This window comes from Pseudoalteromonas sp. McH1-42 (assembly GCF_022347845.1).
GTDB classification, from domain to species: Bacteria; Pseudomonadota; Gammaproteobacteria; order Enterobacterales; family Alteromonadaceae; genus Pseudoalteromonas; species Pseudoalteromonas rubra_D.
In genome coordinates this window covers 123218-139009 of sequence record NZ_JAKRFU010000011.1, presented here as the reverse complement: position 1 = coordinate 139009, position 15792 = coordinate 123218, and the positions used below count along the sequence as shown (strand labels likewise).

Sequence of the window (15792 nt, the reverse complement as noted above, 5' to 3'; positions counted from 1 at the left end):
AAACCATGAACGACACCGACTTACTCGAGGAGATAGTGAATCTGGCACGACGCGCCGGAGACAAGATCCTCACCATCTATGCCAAAGACTTTAACGTAGAGTACAAAGACGACAAAAGCCCGGTGACCGACGCCGACTTAGCCGCTAATGACGTGATCACAGCGGGTCTGAAAGCCCTTACCCCGGATTTACCGATCCTCAGTGAGGAAAGCGCAGAGATCAGCTGGCAGGAACGCCAGACCTGGCAACGTTACTGGCTGGTCGACCCCATCGACGGCACTAAGGAGTTTATTAAGAAAAACGGTGAGTTCACGGTCAACATCGCCTTAATTGAAAATGGCGAACCCGTCATGGGCGTGGTCCATGCACCGGCACTGAACGTGAGTTACTTCGCTGCCAACAGCATCGGCGCTTTTAAAGAGTGTGACGAAGCACGCATTGAGCTGAAAGTCACCCGTATAGCCAACCAAGGCACCATCCAGGTGGTTGGCTCACGCTCTCACCCATCACCTGATTTAGCTGAGTATCTCACACAGTTTGACGATGTGAACATGGTGCCAAAAGGCAGTTCATTAAAACTGTGTCTGGTCGCTGAAAGTGCTGCTGATGTCTACCCCCGTTTAGGCCCAACCAGTGAGTGGGATACCGGTGCAGGACACGCAGTCGCGAAAATCGCCGGTGCAACCGTTACCCAGCTGGACGGCAGCCCACTGCTATACAATCAAAAAGAGTCTTATCTGAACCCCTACTTTGTGGTTTCACGACTCAACTAATCTCTGAGCCTTATCCACCCGGATAAGGCTTGCTTCTCACGCCCGTCACCATAAGGAAATACTATGTCACACGCTGCGATCAATTTTGCCGAAAAGCTGGCGCTATTTTCAGAGCACTGGAGCCCTAAAGTCATTGCTGAAATGAACGACTATCAGTTCAAACTGGTGAAACTTCAGGGCGAATTTGTCTGGCACGATCATCCCGATACCGACGAAGTGTTCATTGTGCTATCCGGTGAGATGCACATAGCCTTTCGGGAGCGCACAGAGCATCTGAAAGAAGGTAACATGCTGGTTGTGCCCAAGGGCGTAGAGCACAAACCCTATGCCGAGCAAGAGTGTCAGGTATTGATTGTCGAACCCAAAGGCGTCGTCAACACCGGAGATGCCGACAGCTCACTCACCGCACAAAACGATGTCTGGATCTAGCCAGGCCGTGAGCAGACCTGAACCCAGTACTGAAACAAACTTAATGACCTATTCTGGCTTTTTATTAAGCAATTGAATCAGATATGTGAGACTTTTTCTTCTTTTGCTAGTGACAAGCCTGTTAAAAATTTTTATACTGCCAGCGCTTTTTAGGTCTCTGCTAAAGAGTATGCTCAATTTAGTGAGCACTACAATCTAAAAAATGGCCCTATAGCTCAGTTGGGCGAAACAAGACCGAAGCACCGCTTCGCAGCTTGTTGAGGTGGAGGCAGGACGCCGACAGGACCTCGCTTCATGGATGAATTTATTGAGCACTACAATTTAAAAATGGCCCTATAGCTCAGTTGGGCGAAACAAGACCGAAGCATCGCTTCGCAGCTTGTTGAGGTGGAGGCAGGACGCCGACAGGACCTTGCTTCATGGATGAATTTATTGAGCACTACAATTTGAAAATGGCCCTATAGCTCAGTTGGTTAGAGCACCCGACTCATAATCGGTAGGTCCCTGGTTCAAGTCCAGGTGGGGCCACCATTTTTCCTCCGCAATTATACTTCTGTAGTAAACTTCCACCTCTCAATGTGATTTTTATTATTCTCAAATAATTTACCTTACAAGCAAAAACCATAGCGCCCCAACCTGGTTCCAAGTATCCTAACAACTCCGCATATCAAAGGATTTTAATCATGCCTAATCAAATGTTTACCGATGTCGAACTGCGTATCATGTCTATTCACGTTAAATCGCTGGGCCTGGTGGACAAGTTACTCAGTGAGCGCAAGTTTGAGATCAAAGTGTTCAGTGCAGTAAGCGACGGGGTCGCGGATCATGCATTTAATATGGAACTCAATGTGATGCCAGTCAGTGAAGGCGGCACCATCAGCTTTGGCCCTGCTGGTTACACAATTTATCGTAACCGGGCCGGTCAGATCCCCCGTTTTCTGGATGCGCATATTGCCGTATTGGAAGATGACAGTGACATCCGCAGTACAGCTAAGCTCATGGCAAAAGTCAGAAAAACTACGGCATTTGGCGAGCTCACTCGCACTGTAGCAGCTGCGGCAGCAAACCCTTTGTTTGCTGTTGGGATGAATGTCGCGGAAAGCCTGATGGATATTTCTATTGATGTATTAAAAGAGAACCAGGATGACCTGTGGCTAAGGCGCTTTTTCAGCTTTAATTACAATATCGAAGGCTATGAGGGCGTCGCCGAGTTTGAGTCAGACGAAGTGCAGATCACACTACAACTCTTTACCGGATAACGCCCCATCATTATCAGGCTTTTACAGCAATCACCGTGCCCTGAGTCAGTGGTTCCAGTTTAGCCGCTGGCAACGAAAACACAGCGTGTGGCGTGCCAGCCGCAGCCCATATCGTCTCGTATTGCAGCAGGTCCTGGTCAATATAAGTAACAGGGAGGGTAAGGTGCCCGATGGGCGGAATACCGCCAATGGCAAACCCGGTTACCTCACGGGTAAATTCAGCATCGGCTTTTACCAGCTTTTCTCCCAGATGTTTTGCCACAACCTTTTCTTTTACCCGGTTGCTGCCACTAACCAACAACAACACTGGCTTACCGCTTTCTTTACCTTTAAAAATCAGTGATTTTACGATTTGCCCCAGTTCACACCCTATGGTGTGTGCCGACTCCTCCGCCGTACGCGTACTGCCGGGCAATTCCAGTACGGTAAATTCACACCCCGCAGACGTTATCGCATCCTGAACCCGCTGAGCACTTTTACTCAATGTCTTTGTATCTTGGCTGGTCATATTCACTCCTTTAGTTATTTTTTGCCAACCACTTCACCTTAACCAATAAACCGTACATCGGCCAAATAGATCAGCTTTAGCGCTATTGAAAATCTTTCATCCACTTGGCTCAGATCGAAAAAGCAGTATAAAAATGAGGATCCTGGTAGCAAATTGCCCATTTCAACTACACTTAATGTCAGGACAGTGGCGATAGCTGTGCCGTGAGCCAGGCACGTCAGAATGCAAATTATACTCGTCACAACAAATTCACTAAGTGAGACGTTCAGGTGACAAAACTGTACTCCATAGATCTCAAGTTCTGGTTAACGCTCGGTGCCTTTGTATTTGCAGCATTATTGGCCGCAGGGTTAATGCAGCTGCATCATCACACACAGAAAGAGAGCCTGCTGTCACTTAGCGAGGCCACCATCAGAAAAGATTTATCAATCCTAAACTTAACATTGCATCACCATTTTGCGGAAGATGAATACACAGAAGTGCAACGTACCCTAAGCGCGTTTTCTCAAGATCAGGGTTATAAATACTTAGCACTACTCAATACTCAAAACGACATTTTATATAGTAGTGGTTCCATTCAGCCACCGCCGTCCAGCAAAACTAATCTTAGACAAGGCGAAGTCTTAGAACAAAATGCGCAGACCCCGGCTGATTTCAGTATTCACTATACAAAAGAACAGTATCTATTCAGAGCTTACGTCAGATACCAGAAAGACATAGAGACACAACACACAAATAAGTTACCTGCAATTATCTATGCTGAGTATTCTATCGAGCCACACGCAACACGACTGCTCCATTATAACCACATTAAAATCGCAGCCATTTTGGCTGTTGCACCAATGCTCACAGTCATGGTGTTGTATTTTACACGGCTCTTTATTCACCGCCCGGTTACGCAACTAATGCTGCTCAGTGAGCATGTCAGCCGCTTTGATTTTAGTGATAAGCTGGAAACAAAAGGAACTGGTGAATTTAAACGCCTTGCCGACAATTTAAACAACATGGCACGTAGCCTGCAAAATGGCTGGAAACAAACGCAGCAGGCCGAAGCACAGGCTAAACGTAAACATGAAATACTAGAGGGTATCTTTGCTGCGCTACCGGACTTGTTCTTCGTGGTTGACAGGGAAGGGACGATTTTGGAGTATCACTGCGGTCAAAAAAGTGACCTGTTTGTCGCAGATAGCGAGTTCATGGGACGAACCATGCAGGATGTGCTTCCAAGCCAGACAGCGCGTTCATTTCACCGTGCCATACATGCCATTGACAAGCCAGGTCAGCTTACTCAAATTGAATATGCACTACCATTCGGCGATGGCAATCGACATTTTGAAGCCCGACTGAGTGCACTGCCGGGTTCAGATTATCTCGTCGTCGCAGTAAGAAATATCACAGATAAAAAGCGCCAGGAAGAGATCATTCTTCACCATGCCTTTTACGACACATTGACAGACTTGCCCAATCGCTTTTTGGTGCTCGATCGTCTCCAGCAACTGATCCATGATGCCAGACGAGACAAGTCACTGGTTGGTGTTGGCTTTATTGACCTGGACGACTTTAAAAAAGTCAATGACTCGATGGGACATGAAGTCGGTGATAAAGTCCTGATCCACTCAGCGCAGCGACTCAAATCGGCACTGCGAGAAAAAGACACGGTAGCTCGCTTAGGGGGCGATGAGTTCATCATTTTGCTGGGAGATCTGAAAACCAGTGCTGATATCCATCCTATTGCAACCAAGCTGGTTAAACTCTTTCATGCCCCATTCGACATTGACGGTCGCGCTTTTAATATTTCGCTGAGTCTGGGGATCGCGATTTTCCCTCAAGATGCCGACACCCCTAATGATCTGCTGCGTAAAGCCGACTCAGCCATGTATAACGCAAAGCAACAAGGTCGCAATACCTATTGCTTGTTCACTGAAAGCATGAGTAATACGCTACAGCGGCGACTGATGCTTGAAGAAAGCATGCAAGGTGCGCTAGAGCGAGGGGAGTTTGAAGTCTACTATCAGCCTCAGCTTGACCTCCAGGCACGTAAAGTCGTCGGCGCAGAGGCATTGTTACGCTGGCACAGTGAAACCATGGGACCAATCTCACCCGCTGAGTTTATTCCATTGGCTGAGCAAACAGGCTTTATTATTGAATTGGGTAAGTTTGTTTTAAACTCAGCAGCCAGTACGTTGCAACAGATCCATACGCAGTTTAATACGTCATTGCGTTTGGCGGTCAACTTATCACCCCGCCAGTTTAACGATCCGGATCTGCTCAGCCATGTGAAACACCTGATAGCACATTGTGCTTTACAACCCGGTACTCTTGAACTGGAGATCACAGAAGGCTTGCTATTAAGCGGTGACAGTACTATTAAGGCCACCCTTAACACCCTGCAAAAAATGGGGGTCTTAATCTCAATGGATGACTTTGGTACCGGCTACTCTTCGTTGAACTATCTGCGCCAATACCCATTTGACGTATTAAAAATTGACCAGAGCTTCATCGCCGACATGCATGCAGGCAACGAATCAGCATATCTGGTCAAAAATATCATTACCATGGCGCATGGCCTGGGGCTCAAAGTGATTGCAGAAGGCATAGAAGATCACGAGCAGCTAAACCGCCTGGTAGAATTCAAGTGTAACATTGGACAGGGCTACCTGATCGGTCAGCCAATGCCTGAAGCGGCATTTCAGGATTGGCTTGAACACAACTTTTCCCGTCCTGAGAATATAATGAATAAATCCCTGTCGATACAAGACTATTAAAAAGAATATGTTAGTATTGCATGGCAGTGTAAGGATTTAGAACATGAATATAGAACAACTGGTAAGTAAAGCTAAGCAAGTTTGTGACAACCGGGGTGCACGTTTTACCCCTATCCGAGAGAAAGTTTTTCGCTTACTCGCTGCCAAACAAGGCGGCGTAGGCGCCTATGACCTGTTGGAAGAGCTCAAGCTGACCGAATCCGGGGCTAAGCCAGCAACTGTGTATCGCGCATTGGATTTTCTCTCAGAGCTCGGGTTTATTCACAAGATTGAAAGCACAAATGCATTTATGTTGTGCCATCACTTCGATTGTATTCACCCTGTGCAATTATTGATCTGCGATTCCTGTGGTCACGTACAAGAGCTGCATTCCAATTCCATTTCACATGAACTGAATAACCTGGCTGCCGAGCATGGCTTTCTTGTTAAAGCACAAACGATTGAAGCACACGGGCGTTGTGGAAAATGTAATGAGTAGTGCAGCATAGTAAAAAGCCCACTACACTTAATTCAGCGTCCGTTACAATGTAGGAACCTAGGGAAGAAGCATATGAATGTAGAATTCATCAACCCTTTTTTATCGTCTCTGATGAATGTACTGGCCACCATGGCACAAACAGAACTAACGCCTGGCAAGCCTAAGATTAAAAAAGATGAAGTGGCACGTGGCGACGTGTCCGGGTTGATTGGCATGGTGGGCCCACAGACCAAAGGCTCCTTTTCTATCAGCTTTGATGAAGGTCTGGCTCTGACCATTATGGAAAGAATGCTGGGCGAGCGTCCGGAGAAAATTAACGAAGAAGTCACTGATATGGTGGGTGAAATCACCAATATGGTCACCGGTGGCGCAAAAAATTTACTGGGCGAAAAAGGCTATGAGTTTGATATGGCCACCCCAATCGTGGTGTCCGGGCCTGGCCACACCATCACGCACAAGTGTGAAGGCCCTAAGATCATCATGCCGTTTACGTCAGATGACGGCAACGCCAACATAGAGGTGAGCTTCGATAAGCTATGAGCTGGCATCAAACACACATCACACTCAGGCCGCGTCAACGCGGCTTTCATTTGATTGATGACGAAGTTCTGACCCAACTACCACAGCTGGGTTACTACAAAGTAGGCTTACTGCATTTGTTTATCCAGCATACATCTGCCAGTCTCACCATCAATGAAAATGCCGACCCCACCGTACGTATGGATATGGAAAGTCACTTCAACCACTTTGTACCTGAACGGCAGAGTTACTATCGCCATGATTACGAAGGGGACGATGACATGCCTGCGCACATTAAGTCGAGTACGCTGGGCTGCGAGGTCACGATCCCGGTAAGTCAGGGACGCCTGCAATTAGGCACATGGCAGGGGATCTATCTCGGGGAACACAGAGACCAGGCGGGCAGTCGCGCTATCGTCGCAACCTTGCATGGTCAGCTGCTGGAATAGTCAGTCTACTTGGTCTGTCTGAGCAAGGTAGTCATAGCTCACCCGAGGTGTGATATTGCATAGCAATTCATAGGGGATAGTACCTGCACACGATGCCACTTCTTCCACTGGCAGTGTAGGGCCCCACATTTCAACCTCGTCGCCAACGCGAATATCATCCGGGTTTCTCCCTATGTCCACCGTGATCATATCCATAGATACTGCGCCAACAATGCCATAGCGTTTATCCCTTATAACTACAGGTGTACCATCTTGCGCGTTACGCGGATAACCATCACCATACCCCATGGCCACGACAGCAAGCTGAGTTTGTTTATTGCTTTGCCAACGACCGCCATACCCGACTTTCTCTCCTGCATCCACTGTTTTGATAGCGATCACACGTGTTATCAAGCGCATCACAGGTTTAAGGCCATGCTCTGTGCCGACCCGGTTCAGCATCGGTGAGACGCCATACATCATCAAACCAGGTCGGATCCAGTCGCCATGAGACTGAGGCCAGCCGATCACCCCGGCAGAGTTAGCCAGACACTTGGCTTCCGGTTTACTCTGAACCAACCGCTCAAATGCGGCAATCTGGCTTGATGTTTGTGTATTATTGACATCATCCGCACAGGAGAAATGCGTCATCAGCTTAATCTTGGGGTCGACATTCTCACAGGCTTTAAGGCGCTGATAAAACGCTTCAAACTGCTCAGGCTCCACACCTAGTCGGTGCATTCCTGTATCTACCTTGAGCCAAACCGGCAAACGCGCGTCCAGCTGACTGGATTCAATGGCCCGCAACTGGTTTTCATCATGAATAATGGTTTCAAAGTTATTGGCGATCAGAATAGGCAAATCAGCACGGTTGAAGAAGCCCTCAAGTAACACGATTGGTTTAGTCAGGCCACCGGCACGCAACGCCAGCGCTTCATCAATGCGCGCAACCGCAAAGGCATCAGCATCATTAAGGTGCTGCGCAATCTTGACCAAACCATGGCCATAGGCATTGGCCTTAAGCACGGCCATCACCCGGGCACCTGGAGCCAGTGCCTTGATCTGTTTTAAATTATAACTTAATGCCGCGAGGTTAATTTCGGCGGTTGCCAGGCGCATGCTTACTCCTAATTCAGGCTGCCGAGTCAGTCACAACTGACAAATATCTTAGTATTCGTCATCCACTGCAGGGCCAGCATAATTGTCGAACCGAGAGAATTGCCCCTGGAAGGTTAACCTAACCTTACCAATCGGGCCATTACGCTGTTTACCGATAATAATCTCTGCAACGCCTTTATCCGGGCTGTCGTCGTTATACACTTCATCCCGGTAGATAAACATGATTAAGTCGGCATCCTGCTCGATAGACCCCGATTCACGTAAGTCTGAGTTAACCGGGCGCTTATCCGCCCGTTGTTCCAGTGTACGGTTAAGCTGCGACAGGGCTATCACCGGACACTGAAGCTCTTTTGCCAATGCCTTAAGTGAACGAGATATCTCGGCGATTTCTAAGGTCCGGTTATCCGACAAACTGGGGACTCGCATTAATTGCAAGTAGTCCACCATAATCATGCTGATCCCGCCATGATCCCGCGCTATCCGCCGCGCCCGAGAGCGCACATCGGTCGGTGTCAGGCCAGAGGCATCATCGATGTACATCTGGCCCTTTTCCATTAGCAAGCCCATAGTTGAGGACAGGCGTGCCCAATCGTCATCATCCAGTTGACCGGTCCTGACCTTAGTCTGGTTAATTCGTCCCAGTGAGGCCAGCATCCTCATCATGATCTGTTCTGAAGGCATCTCCAGCGAGTAAATAAGTACAGGCTTGTCTTGCGTCATCGCCGCATGCTCGGCCAGGTTCATCGCAAAAGTGGTTTTACCCATCGACGGACGTGCCGCGACGATGATCAGGTCTGACGGTTGTAGGCCTGCGGTCATCTGGTCAAGGTCAGAGTAGCCCGTGCTCACCCCGGTTACACCATCCTGCGGCGACTGGTAAAGCTCTTCGATCTTATCCACGGTTTTTTCCAGAATGCTGTGAATACTCTGCGGACCTTCGGTACTCTTAGTGCGTTGCTCAGCGATTTTGAATACCTTACTTTCCGCCAGGTCCAGTAATTCGTGGCTGTCGCGTCCTTCCGGGTTGAAACCCGCTTCGGCAATTTCATTGGCAACCGTGATCATCTCACGGACCACGGCACGCTCGCGGACAATACTGGCATAAGCATCAATGTTCGCCGCACTGGGGGTATTTTTCGCAATCTCAGCCAGGTAAGCAAAACCACCTACTGTGTCCAGCTGGTTATTCTTCTCAAGATTTTCCGAAATAGTGATAAGGTCAATCGGCTGGCTGGCCTCGACCAATTTGGTCATTGCCTCAAATATCAGCTTATGAGTGCGGGTATAAAAATCCTGCGCGACGACCAGCTCTGCCACTCTGTCAAACGCCTGGTTATCAAGCATGAGTCCGCCAAGCACAGACTGCTCAGCCTCGATGGAATGGGGGGGAACTTTCAGGGTATCGACTTGTTGATCAGGTTTCGCCATATCACTACAAACACTAAGGGAAAGACCTGTTATTGTATACGCAAATGGGGTGGAAATGAATCTTGATTATCTGTCTGATGATGACCACAGGAGGCGCACTGCGCCCCCACCGTTTGCTTTACAGTTTCTTCAATGCTATGCGTCCGCTGACAGTATCGATTTCCACATCCACATCTCCATCTTTGACCACAAATTCCAATTCCCGGGATGGACCATATTTGGCTTTCTTCTCTTTGTCTGTCGAAAGCTCATTGACGATCCTTCCACCTGCATGGGCATCAATATCGAAGCGTGCGGACAGTTCTGCCGGGAAGTAAAAGTCGACATCTCCGCTGACCGACTCAAAACGAATATTCGCGCTTTTTTCGAGTGCTCTTAGACGCACGTTGATCTCACCATTCACCGTACTCATACGTAAGTCTTTCAGGCTGGCAATGTCAAAATCTACTTCTCCATTGACGTTTTCAACGCGAATATCAGTAGCCTGAGTCACACTCTCAATGCCGCCATTGACCGCATTGAAACGCAACTTGCCATTTGATGCCATATCTTCAATGTCACCATTGACCGTTTCATAACGAATATTGCCAGATAACTTTTTGCCTTCAATATCGCCATTCACGGTCTCCAGTTCAACCTTGCCGCTGAGTTCATTGGCCTCAATGTCCCCGTTGACTGTGGTTACGGCCACACCAGCATCAAAGTGACTAACATCCACGTCAACACTCACCCCTTCAAAGTTAAGCTCGCTTTGCCGTGGCATATAAATCGTCAGCCGAGAGCCGTCTCGCTGGTTATTCCAGCTTTTACTGCGGCGTGGCATTTTAACGATAAACTCGGTCACACTGCCCTGAGTTTCCAGCGTATAGCCTTCGGCCAGTTCATCCAGTTCACCAATGACCTGAAAGCTTGGCTTATCCCATGATTTAATTGTCACTTTGCCTCGCTGGCTTTCGATAACGACTTTGCCATCCAGCGGTATCTCTATCTGTTCGTCAATCTTGTCACCCGCCAGGGCAAACAGCGGCAGCGTAGCCAGTCCAAAAATGATTGCTTTCATGCTTCTCTCCTAAATCTGTTGCCACTGGGGCTGATGTACCTTAGTGATTAAATCTAACTGCTGCTGGTAAACCTGTGCCAGCATCTTAAGCAGGGCAGCGTTGTCAGGGTCTTTCATCAGTGCAAGCTTAATCGCCTGCTCTGCTTCCTCTAGTTCCTGCAATGGCACTTGCCAGTCTTTCGTCAAGGCCGGCTGTGCCTCATACTGAACCAATAATGTCTGTTTCTTCTGTTCAAAAAAAGCACTCATATGGGTCATGGTATCTTCTCTGGGCTGCGTCATAATGACCTGCCAGCTCAGTAAACCTGCTGATACACAGGCTGCCACTCCCGCTAACTTTATCCAGGGGCTAGGTGGCGGAGCCACTGTACTGGATACATTGATGGCTTTTTCAATGCCCTGCCACAAGTCTTTTTGTGGTTCAGGCAGCTGGTCCTGATCTTGCTGGCGCGGCAGCTGTTGTTTCAGAAACTGCTCAAATGTTGGTTTACTCATTGTCATACCACTCCTGTAACAATTTCCTGGCCCGGTGAAACTGCGATTTACTTGATCCCACCGCCATATTCAACATGCTGGCAACTTCTTCGTGGCGGTACCCTTCCACCGCGTGCAAAACAAACACCAGACGTGCTCGCTCTGGTAAACGTAAGATCAGTTTGTCGAGCCCATTGAGCGATTGGCATTGCATTATCTCGGCGTATTCCATCCCACTGTCTTCGAGACTTACCACTTTTTGCAGCCAGTTTTTTTGTTTACGTAAATAACTGATCGCGACATTCGATGTGACACTGTGCAACCAGGTAGTGAATTTTGACTGCCCCTGAAACTGGGCAATTTTGTGCCAAAGTTGTACAAACACCTCCTGTGTCGCATCTTCCGCATGGGCCTGATCAGCGAGCAAACGCAAACACAGTCCATACACCCTGCGATAACACTGCTGATAGAGCTGTTCAAATGCCGCTTGCTCGCCTTGCTGAGCACGCTGCACTAACAACTCAATCGTGTCTGGATTAAATGCCTCTTTGGCATTGATTATCATAGAGTATTCCTTCGCTTGCGTGTCATCATCGTGACATATCAGGTGCCATAAAGAAAGTAACCCAATGGTGCGATGTTTAGAGGATAAGACGAGCGTGGAACAACAAAAGGTTTAAACAGGAAAGAAAAATTTTCTAAATAACTGACAGGCAGGTTACTCTTCGTCTTCATCCGGTGCCTGGTAATCTTCACCAGACTCAAAACGCCACCCCATAAACTCCAGTTTCGCCGGCGTAATCACGCCACCATTGCCAAGATTGAAGTTTTTCAGCGCTTCATCAAAGTGCACACCACTGCCGCCAGTCGCATCTATAGTTGCGCCGCGAATGGTGCCATAAAACTGGCCACTCCCGCGCATAGCAATGCTGGTCACCGGCGCATATATAACAGCATACATTGAACTGGCGCCGCGCATTGTGATGCCATTCTGGCCTGAATAGGATGAGAAAATGCTCAAGCTTGGAAAACCACTGTTAGTCAATCCTTCCTGCTCTGTGATGACTACCCCACTGGCGCCAAAATCCACTTTACCGGTGACAAAAATGGCCAGGCTGCTGCCTGCTTTGATGGTGATGCTGGTATGGCCCGTCATTTTGAAGTCTCCATCAACCAGCCAGATCACATCACCGCCTTCTATGGTAATGGTGCCATCACTGGTAAGCTTCATGTTTTTCATACCAAAGACATATTCGCCGCTGGTATTACTCTGGCCATGATTTTGCGTCAAATGCTGGAACAAATAGATGTCAGCAGGGCTCGAAGACCAGGTATCGCTACCACCCCGTATATAACGCCCCTCACTTGGCGTGAATACATAGTCGGTCTGTGCACCCACCGTAAAATCCGTGTAAGTGTTATTGCTGTCGATCACGGAAGGCATATTGAGCGGTAAAGCCAGTGGGTCACATTCTTTGTCAGGGTCATTAGGGTCATAATCTGGCGAACTTGGATCATAGACACGAACCGCTTCAACTTCAGGGTTCACATTGAAACGATCCGCTGAATAATGGAGCCCGTCCTGTACATGACTACTTTGAAAACTCCCCGTTCCCCCATACATGATATCTAGCTCAGCCTGATTTTGATTGAGGATCTCAGCACCCCACTTCATGCTTACGTCACCGTTTGCGCGCAGCACACCTGTGATCTGGCCGCCATTGTGTTTTACATACCCCTGAGTGAGTACATCTCCATCAACCCGCACCCCACTTCCCGCCGAAATGTCGATCCCGGTATTCGATTGCACGGTGCCCACGACAGGTGAAGACCCTTTGAGATACAAAACGCCAGATGCTTTTACATCTCCCATAATCGGTGAGTGACCATTCAATACCACATCTGCATCACCAATCACAGTATTCACGTCACCATTGCTGGTGCGCGTGTCTTCATAACTACCAACAGTAGAGTCATAGCTGTCAACCAGACCGCTACCTGCCAGATTAACGCCTTTACATCCAGTTACCGCATTTTGAAACACTGAACTGCGTTCGGCGGGCGTGTATTTAAAATAAGAGACCATTCGCGCATGCGCCTGATCATCATAACGCTGACCGAGGCTGGCAATCGACACTTCGTCTCCATTGACTGACAACTGTGCGTTATAGCTTGTCCCATCCAGCTCGCCAGTACCCAGCCCGGCGCCTATCTGCTGCACGGCTTGCTCAAGTGTCAGATTGGCGTTATTGGTGATGGCGGCTTTAAGTGCTTGGCCCCGCTCTATAACCCCTTTTTCGGCTAGGAGACGCGCGTTGAGGTCTTTTTGATAGTTACCACTCAGGCGCTCCTGCACCAGGGTATCTTTAAATGCAGCAAACACAACCACGCTGGCCACTGAACTCAGTAGCATGACTTTAATCAGGGTAAATCCACGTTGTCGTAAACTCTGCATCTTCATAGTGTCACCAATTAGCCGTCGCGAGCACTTGCTGGCTCGCAGCTACGTCTATTTGGATCCCCGCAGCATACTGCACAGGAATCCCCACCGGCGTTACAGTGATCGACGTGATCAAGCCGTTGACTGAAAAGCTCAAAGCATTCACACCGCGCAATAAGCGTTGTGCAGGCAAGTTATCCGAGCTGATATCACACAACAAATAACCATCAAGCAAAGAAAAAGTTTCTGTATAAGTGACTGCAGGTACACTGCCATCACAGGCCGGCGTGTTGGCTACCTGCGTAACTTCTAACGCGCTACCATTGAGTCTGACCTGGGGCGTAGAAGCTGTTTGTTTGATACTTCGGGTCATAAGCTGACTGGTGTAGCGGATAACTTCCTGCGCTTGTGCCAACTCCTGATTAACAGCAATGGTGCTGCGAATGGTCGAATAGGCCACTGCAATACCACCGAGCATAAACAGCCCTATCGATAATGCTATCAAAAGCTCCAACAGGGTAAATCCGCGGCTGTTCATCAGACGTCTCATAAGCAAACATTAACAAAGCTGGCATGCAGGGAAATTTGATCCACCCCCGTATCAGTCATACGTTCGTCATGCCAGCTGACTGACACACTCATATCAAGGTTAAACGTGTCGGGTAGCGTCAGCTTGAAACGCGGATCATTTGGGTACAATCCCGCCGCGGTAGGATTCGTACCAGGATTCAGACTGGTATTGACACTTTGGTAGTGACAAATATCCGGCCAGATACGTTCAATTGCATTCTGTCCATGGATCAGGGCAATGGTGTAGTTAAAGCTATTCTGTGCAAACTGTATGGCTTTTATCTGCGCCGCAGCAAGCCCCAGCAAGGCAATGGCCGCGATGACCATAGACACCATGACTTCCAGCAATGAAAAACCTTTTACTACGCGCAATTATCTGTCGCCTTACCCAACCAACTTTGCCCACTATGTAGAATGCACAAACGTACATCATCCGTTGCCGCATCGTTATCTGAAATCAGTATGTTACTAAATGCACTCAACTCACCACTTGAACGTAATGTTCTGTCGACCAGGTTCACCGCTACTTGGTTATGATCAATCGTAAAACGCTTTAAGGTCACTTCCTGACCTTGCTCAACCACCTTCATGACCCAGTCGCTGTTTTCCAACTCTAGCTTTACCGGCACTTCACGCTTTACCGCTTCACTGCGCGCAAAGCGATAAAAACTACTTAACTCATTTGCCGTGGTATTAACCCGGTCTTGTTTAATCTGACCAATTAAAGAAGGTGCTGCAACCATAGCCAGAATGGCAATAATCGCCAACACCACCAACAATTCAATGAGCGTTACGCCGCGCTGGGTGTGTTTACCAACAGTCATTCAGGTTGCCTCCCTGATTGCCCAAATGGTCTAAAGTCAGCACGCCACACACGTCTCTGTTCTGGCCCTCATCAGCCACTGGTGTCGCTCTTAAAATATAGCCCATATTGCGAAAATCACCGTTCGCACCTTGTGGCTTATTACGCGCCTCGTAGCTGAACGTGTAGAACTCAGCAGCAGGCAGACCCTGAAATGTTGCTGTATTGGGGTAACCCCCATTGCGGGAATAGATACGCTCCAACGTGGCACTGGTTTGCAACAACAAGTGTTGTGCATCCAGTCGTCTGCTTTCACGCACATACTCGCTGTAGTTTGGCAATGCCACACTGGCCAGGATGGCGACGATCGCAATGGCGATCAGCAGCTCTATCAAAGTAAATCCACGCATTCTGGAGGTCTTAAGCATATTGGGTTTCCCACCTAAATGATAACGCTGTCATAAATCATTGAGTAGACTGTATGACATTTAACCAATAAAAAAAAGTGCCTGTAATAAAAACAGTTAACTAAAATATCACAAAACAGAATTAGCTAAAACAGGAACGCGCTTACAGTCTATAACAGCCGGGCTTTTTACCCTAGAACAACCGTGAGGTCAGACCATTAGATTTTAGCTTCAATTGTTCCCGTAATGACTATAAGCCGTTTACGAGCGCCGTTGTTTTGATTTGGATTAATTTTCCGACTTGTGTTGTAAACCTTCCATGATGATCCCGAT

The 15792-nt window shown here is 48.2% G+C and carries 18 protein-coding genes and 1 tRNA gene; 8 read left to right on the top strand and 11 right to left on the bottom strand.

All coding sequences use genetic code 11. From position 1 onward, the window contains the following. Window positions 1-5: 5 nt before the first annotated feature. The 4 genes from cysQ to MHN31_RS11545 all read left to right on the top strand — a co-directional run bounded on the left by cysQ (window position 6) and on the right by MHN31_RS11545 (window position 2461). Window positions 6-773 (top strand): 3'(2'),5'-bisphosphate nucleotidase CysQ, encoded by a 768-nt coding sequence (gene cysQ / locus MHN31_RS11560; protein ID WP_138539484.1) that lies wholly within the window; start codon window positions 6-8, stop codon window positions 771-773. Window positions 774-836: 63 nt separating this feature from the next. Then, window positions 837-1202, top strand: coding sequence for a cupin domain-containing protein (locus MHN31_RS11555; protein ID WP_239444317.1), 366 nt, complete (start codon window positions 837-839; stop codon window positions 1200-1202). Between the two features lie 454 nt (window positions 1203-1656). Then, window positions 1657-1733, top strand: a tRNA-Ile gene (locus tag MHN31_RS11550). Between the two features lie 152 nt (window positions 1734-1885). Next, entirely contained in the window at window positions 1886-2461 is a 576-nt protein-coding gene (locus MHN31_RS11545) for a hypothetical protein (protein WP_049865212.1), read from the top strand. 13 nt (window positions 2462-2474) lie between these two features. Here the strand turns inward: MHN31_RS11545 and MHN31_RS11540 are convergent, their stop codons facing one another. Continuing rightward, window positions 2475-2969, bottom strand: a complete 495-nt coding sequence (locus tag MHN31_RS11540) for a YbaK/EbsC family protein (protein WP_125563157.1) — start codon at window positions 2967-2969, stop codon at window positions 2475-2477. 269 nt (window positions 2970-3238) lie between these two features. Between MHN31_RS11540 and MHN31_RS11535 the strand changes: the two genes are divergently transcribed. From MHN31_RS11535 to MHN31_RS11520, 4 genes are all read left to right on the top strand, one after another. Then, complete coding sequence (locus MHN31_RS11535) at window positions 3239-5734, top strand: EAL domain-containing protein (protein WP_239444316.1); 2496 nt, start codon at window positions 3239-3241, stop codon at window positions 5732-5734. Window positions 5735-5777: 43 nt separating this feature from the next. Beyond that, on the top strand, window positions 5778-6212 hold the full coding sequence (locus MHN31_RS11530; protein WP_010386279.1) for a transcriptional repressor: 435 nt from the start codon (window positions 5778-5780) through the stop codon (window positions 6210-6212). A 72-nt stretch (window positions 6213-6284) separates the two neighbouring features. Continuing rightward, window positions 6285-6752, top strand: a complete 468-nt coding sequence (locus tag MHN31_RS11525) for a chemotaxis protein CheX (RefSeq protein ID WP_010386278.1) — start codon at window positions 6285-6287, stop codon at window positions 6750-6752. Then, window positions 6749-7180: a secondary thiamine-phosphate synthase enzyme YjbQ gene (locus MHN31_RS11520; protein ID WP_125563153.1), complete on the top strand. Its 432-nt coding sequence runs from the start codon at window positions 6749-6751 to the stop codon at window positions 7178-7180. Before MHN31_RS11525 ends, MHN31_RS11520 begins: the two co-directional genes overlap by 4 nt. Here MHN31_RS11520 and alr read toward each other — a convergent pair whose 3' ends face one another. The 10 genes from alr to MHN31_RS11470 form a co-directional block, all read right to left on the bottom strand. Then, window positions 7181-8278 (bottom strand): alanine racemase, encoded by a 1098-nt coding sequence (gene alr / locus MHN31_RS11515; protein WP_239444315.1) that lies wholly within the window; start codon window positions 8276-8278, stop codon window positions 7181-7183. A gap of 48 nt (window positions 8279-8326) precedes the next feature. Further along, window positions 8327-9706, bottom strand: coding sequence for a replicative DNA helicase (dnaB, locus tag MHN31_RS11510; protein ID WP_046004973.1), 1380 nt, complete (start codon window positions 9704-9706; stop codon window positions 8327-8329). Between the two features lie 118 nt (window positions 9707-9824). Continuing rightward, window positions 9825-10766 carry a DUF4097 family beta strand repeat-containing protein gene (locus MHN31_RS11505; protein WP_239444314.1) on the bottom strand — a complete coding sequence of 314 codons (942 nt, stop codon included), beginning with the start codon at window positions 10764-10766 and terminating at the stop codon, window positions 9825-9827. Window positions 10767-10775: 9 nt separating this feature from the next. Next, complete coding sequence (locus MHN31_RS11500) at window positions 10776-11261, bottom strand: hypothetical protein (protein ID WP_138539481.1); 486 nt, start codon at window positions 11259-11261, stop codon at window positions 10776-10778. Continuing rightward, the gene (locus tag MHN31_RS11495; RefSeq protein WP_125563146.1) at window positions 11254-11805 is read right to left on the bottom strand and encodes a sigma-70 family RNA polymerase sigma factor; all 552 of its coding nucleotides are present in this window, start codon (window positions 11803-11805) and stop codon (window positions 11254-11256) included. Before MHN31_RS11495 ends, MHN31_RS11500 begins: the two co-directional genes overlap by 8 nt. Window positions 11806-11958: 153 nt before the next feature. After that, entirely contained in the window at window positions 11959-13701 is a 1743-nt protein-coding gene (locus MHN31_RS11490) for a polymer-forming cytoskeletal protein (protein WP_239444313.1), read from the bottom strand. 4 nt (window positions 13702-13705) lie between these two features. Continuing rightward, a complete protein-coding gene (locus MHN31_RS11485) occupies window positions 13706-14230 on the bottom strand; it encodes a prepilin-type N-terminal cleavage/methylation domain-containing protein (RefSeq protein ID WP_194868009.1) in 525 nt (174 codons plus the stop codon). Then, the gene (locus tag MHN31_RS11480; protein WP_125563140.1) at window positions 14227-14622 is read right to left on the bottom strand and encodes a prepilin-type N-terminal cleavage/methylation domain-containing protein; all 396 of its coding nucleotides are present in this window, start codon (window positions 14620-14622) and stop codon (window positions 14227-14229) included. The genes MHN31_RS11485 and MHN31_RS11480 overlap by 4 nt, the downstream gene beginning before the upstream one ends. Further along, the gene (locus tag MHN31_RS11475; protein WP_049865203.1) at window positions 14613-15074 is read right to left on the bottom strand and encodes a GspH/FimT family pseudopilin; all 462 of its coding nucleotides are present in this window, start codon (window positions 15072-15074) and stop codon (window positions 14613-14615) included. The genes MHN31_RS11480 and MHN31_RS11475 overlap by 10 nt, the downstream gene beginning before the upstream one ends. Beyond that, a complete protein-coding gene (locus tag MHN31_RS11470; RefSeq protein WP_125563138.1) occupies window positions 15061-15480 on the bottom strand; it encodes a type IV pilin protein in 420 nt (139 codons plus the stop codon). The genes MHN31_RS11475 and MHN31_RS11470 overlap by 14 nt, the downstream gene beginning before the upstream one ends. Window positions 15481-15792 lie beyond the last annotated feature (312 nt).

What these genes read in the sequence shown, in the direction of transcription:
- cysQ (WP_138539484.1), top strand. Translation starts at nt 6, where the DNA reads ATGAACGACACCGACTTACTCGAGGAGATAGTGAATCTGGCACGACGC.
- MHN31_RS11555 (WP_239444317.1), top strand. Translation starts at nt 837, where the DNA reads ATGTCACACGCTGCGATCAATTTTGCCGAAAAGCTGGCGCTATTTTCA.
- MHN31_RS11545 (WP_049865212.1), top strand. Translation starts at nt 1,886, where the DNA reads ATGCCTAATCAAATGTTTACCGATGTCGAACTGCGTATCATGTCTATT.
- MHN31_RS11540 (WP_125563157.1), bottom strand. Translation starts at nt 2,969, where the DNA reads ATGACCAGCCAAGATACAAAGACATTGAGTAAAAGTGCTCAGCGGGTT.
- MHN31_RS11530 (WP_010386279.1), top strand. Translation starts at nt 5,778, where the DNA reads ATGAATATAGAACAACTGGTAAGTAAAGCTAAGCAAGTTTGTGACAAC.
- MHN31_RS11525 (WP_010386278.1), top strand. Translation starts at nt 6,285, where the DNA reads ATGAATGTAGAATTCATCAACCCTTTTTTATCGTCTCTGATGAATGTA.
- MHN31_RS11520 (WP_125563153.1), top strand. Translation starts at nt 6,749, where the DNA reads ATGAGCTGGCATCAAACACACATCACACTCAGGCCGCGTCAACGCGGC.
- alr (WP_239444315.1), bottom strand. Translation starts at nt 8,278, where the DNA reads ATGCGCCTGGCAACCGCCGAAATTAACCTCGCGGCATTAAGTTATAAT.
- dnaB (WP_046004973.1), bottom strand. Translation starts at nt 9,706, where the DNA reads ATGGCGAAACCTGATCAACAAGTCGATACCCTGAAAGTTCCCCCCCAT.
- MHN31_RS11505 (WP_239444314.1), bottom strand. Translation starts at nt 10,766, where the DNA reads ATGAAAGCAATCATTTTTGGACTGGCTACGCTGCCGCTGTTTGCCCTG.
- MHN31_RS11500 (WP_138539481.1), bottom strand. Translation starts at nt 11,261, where the DNA reads ATGAGTAAACCAACATTTGAGCAGTTTCTGAAACAACAGCTGCCGCGC.
- MHN31_RS11495 (WP_125563146.1), bottom strand. Translation starts at nt 11,805, where the DNA reads ATGATAATCAATGCCAAAGAGGCATTTAATCCAGACACGATTGAGTTG.
- MHN31_RS11490 (WP_239444313.1), bottom strand. Translation starts at nt 13,701, where the DNA reads ATGAAGATGCAGAGTTTACGACAACGTGGATTTACCCTGATTAAAGTC.
- MHN31_RS11485 (WP_194868009.1), bottom strand. Translation starts at nt 14,230, where the DNA reads ATGAGACGTCTGATGAACAGCCGCGGATTTACCCTGTTGGAGCTTTTG.
- MHN31_RS11475 (WP_049865203.1), bottom strand. Translation starts at nt 15,074, where the DNA reads ATGACTGTTGGTAAACACACCCAGCGCGGCGTAACGCTCATTGAATTG.
- MHN31_RS11470 (WP_125563138.1), bottom strand. Translation starts at nt 15,480, where the DNA reads ATGCTTAAGACCTCCAGAATGCGTGGATTTACTTTGATAGAGCTGCTG.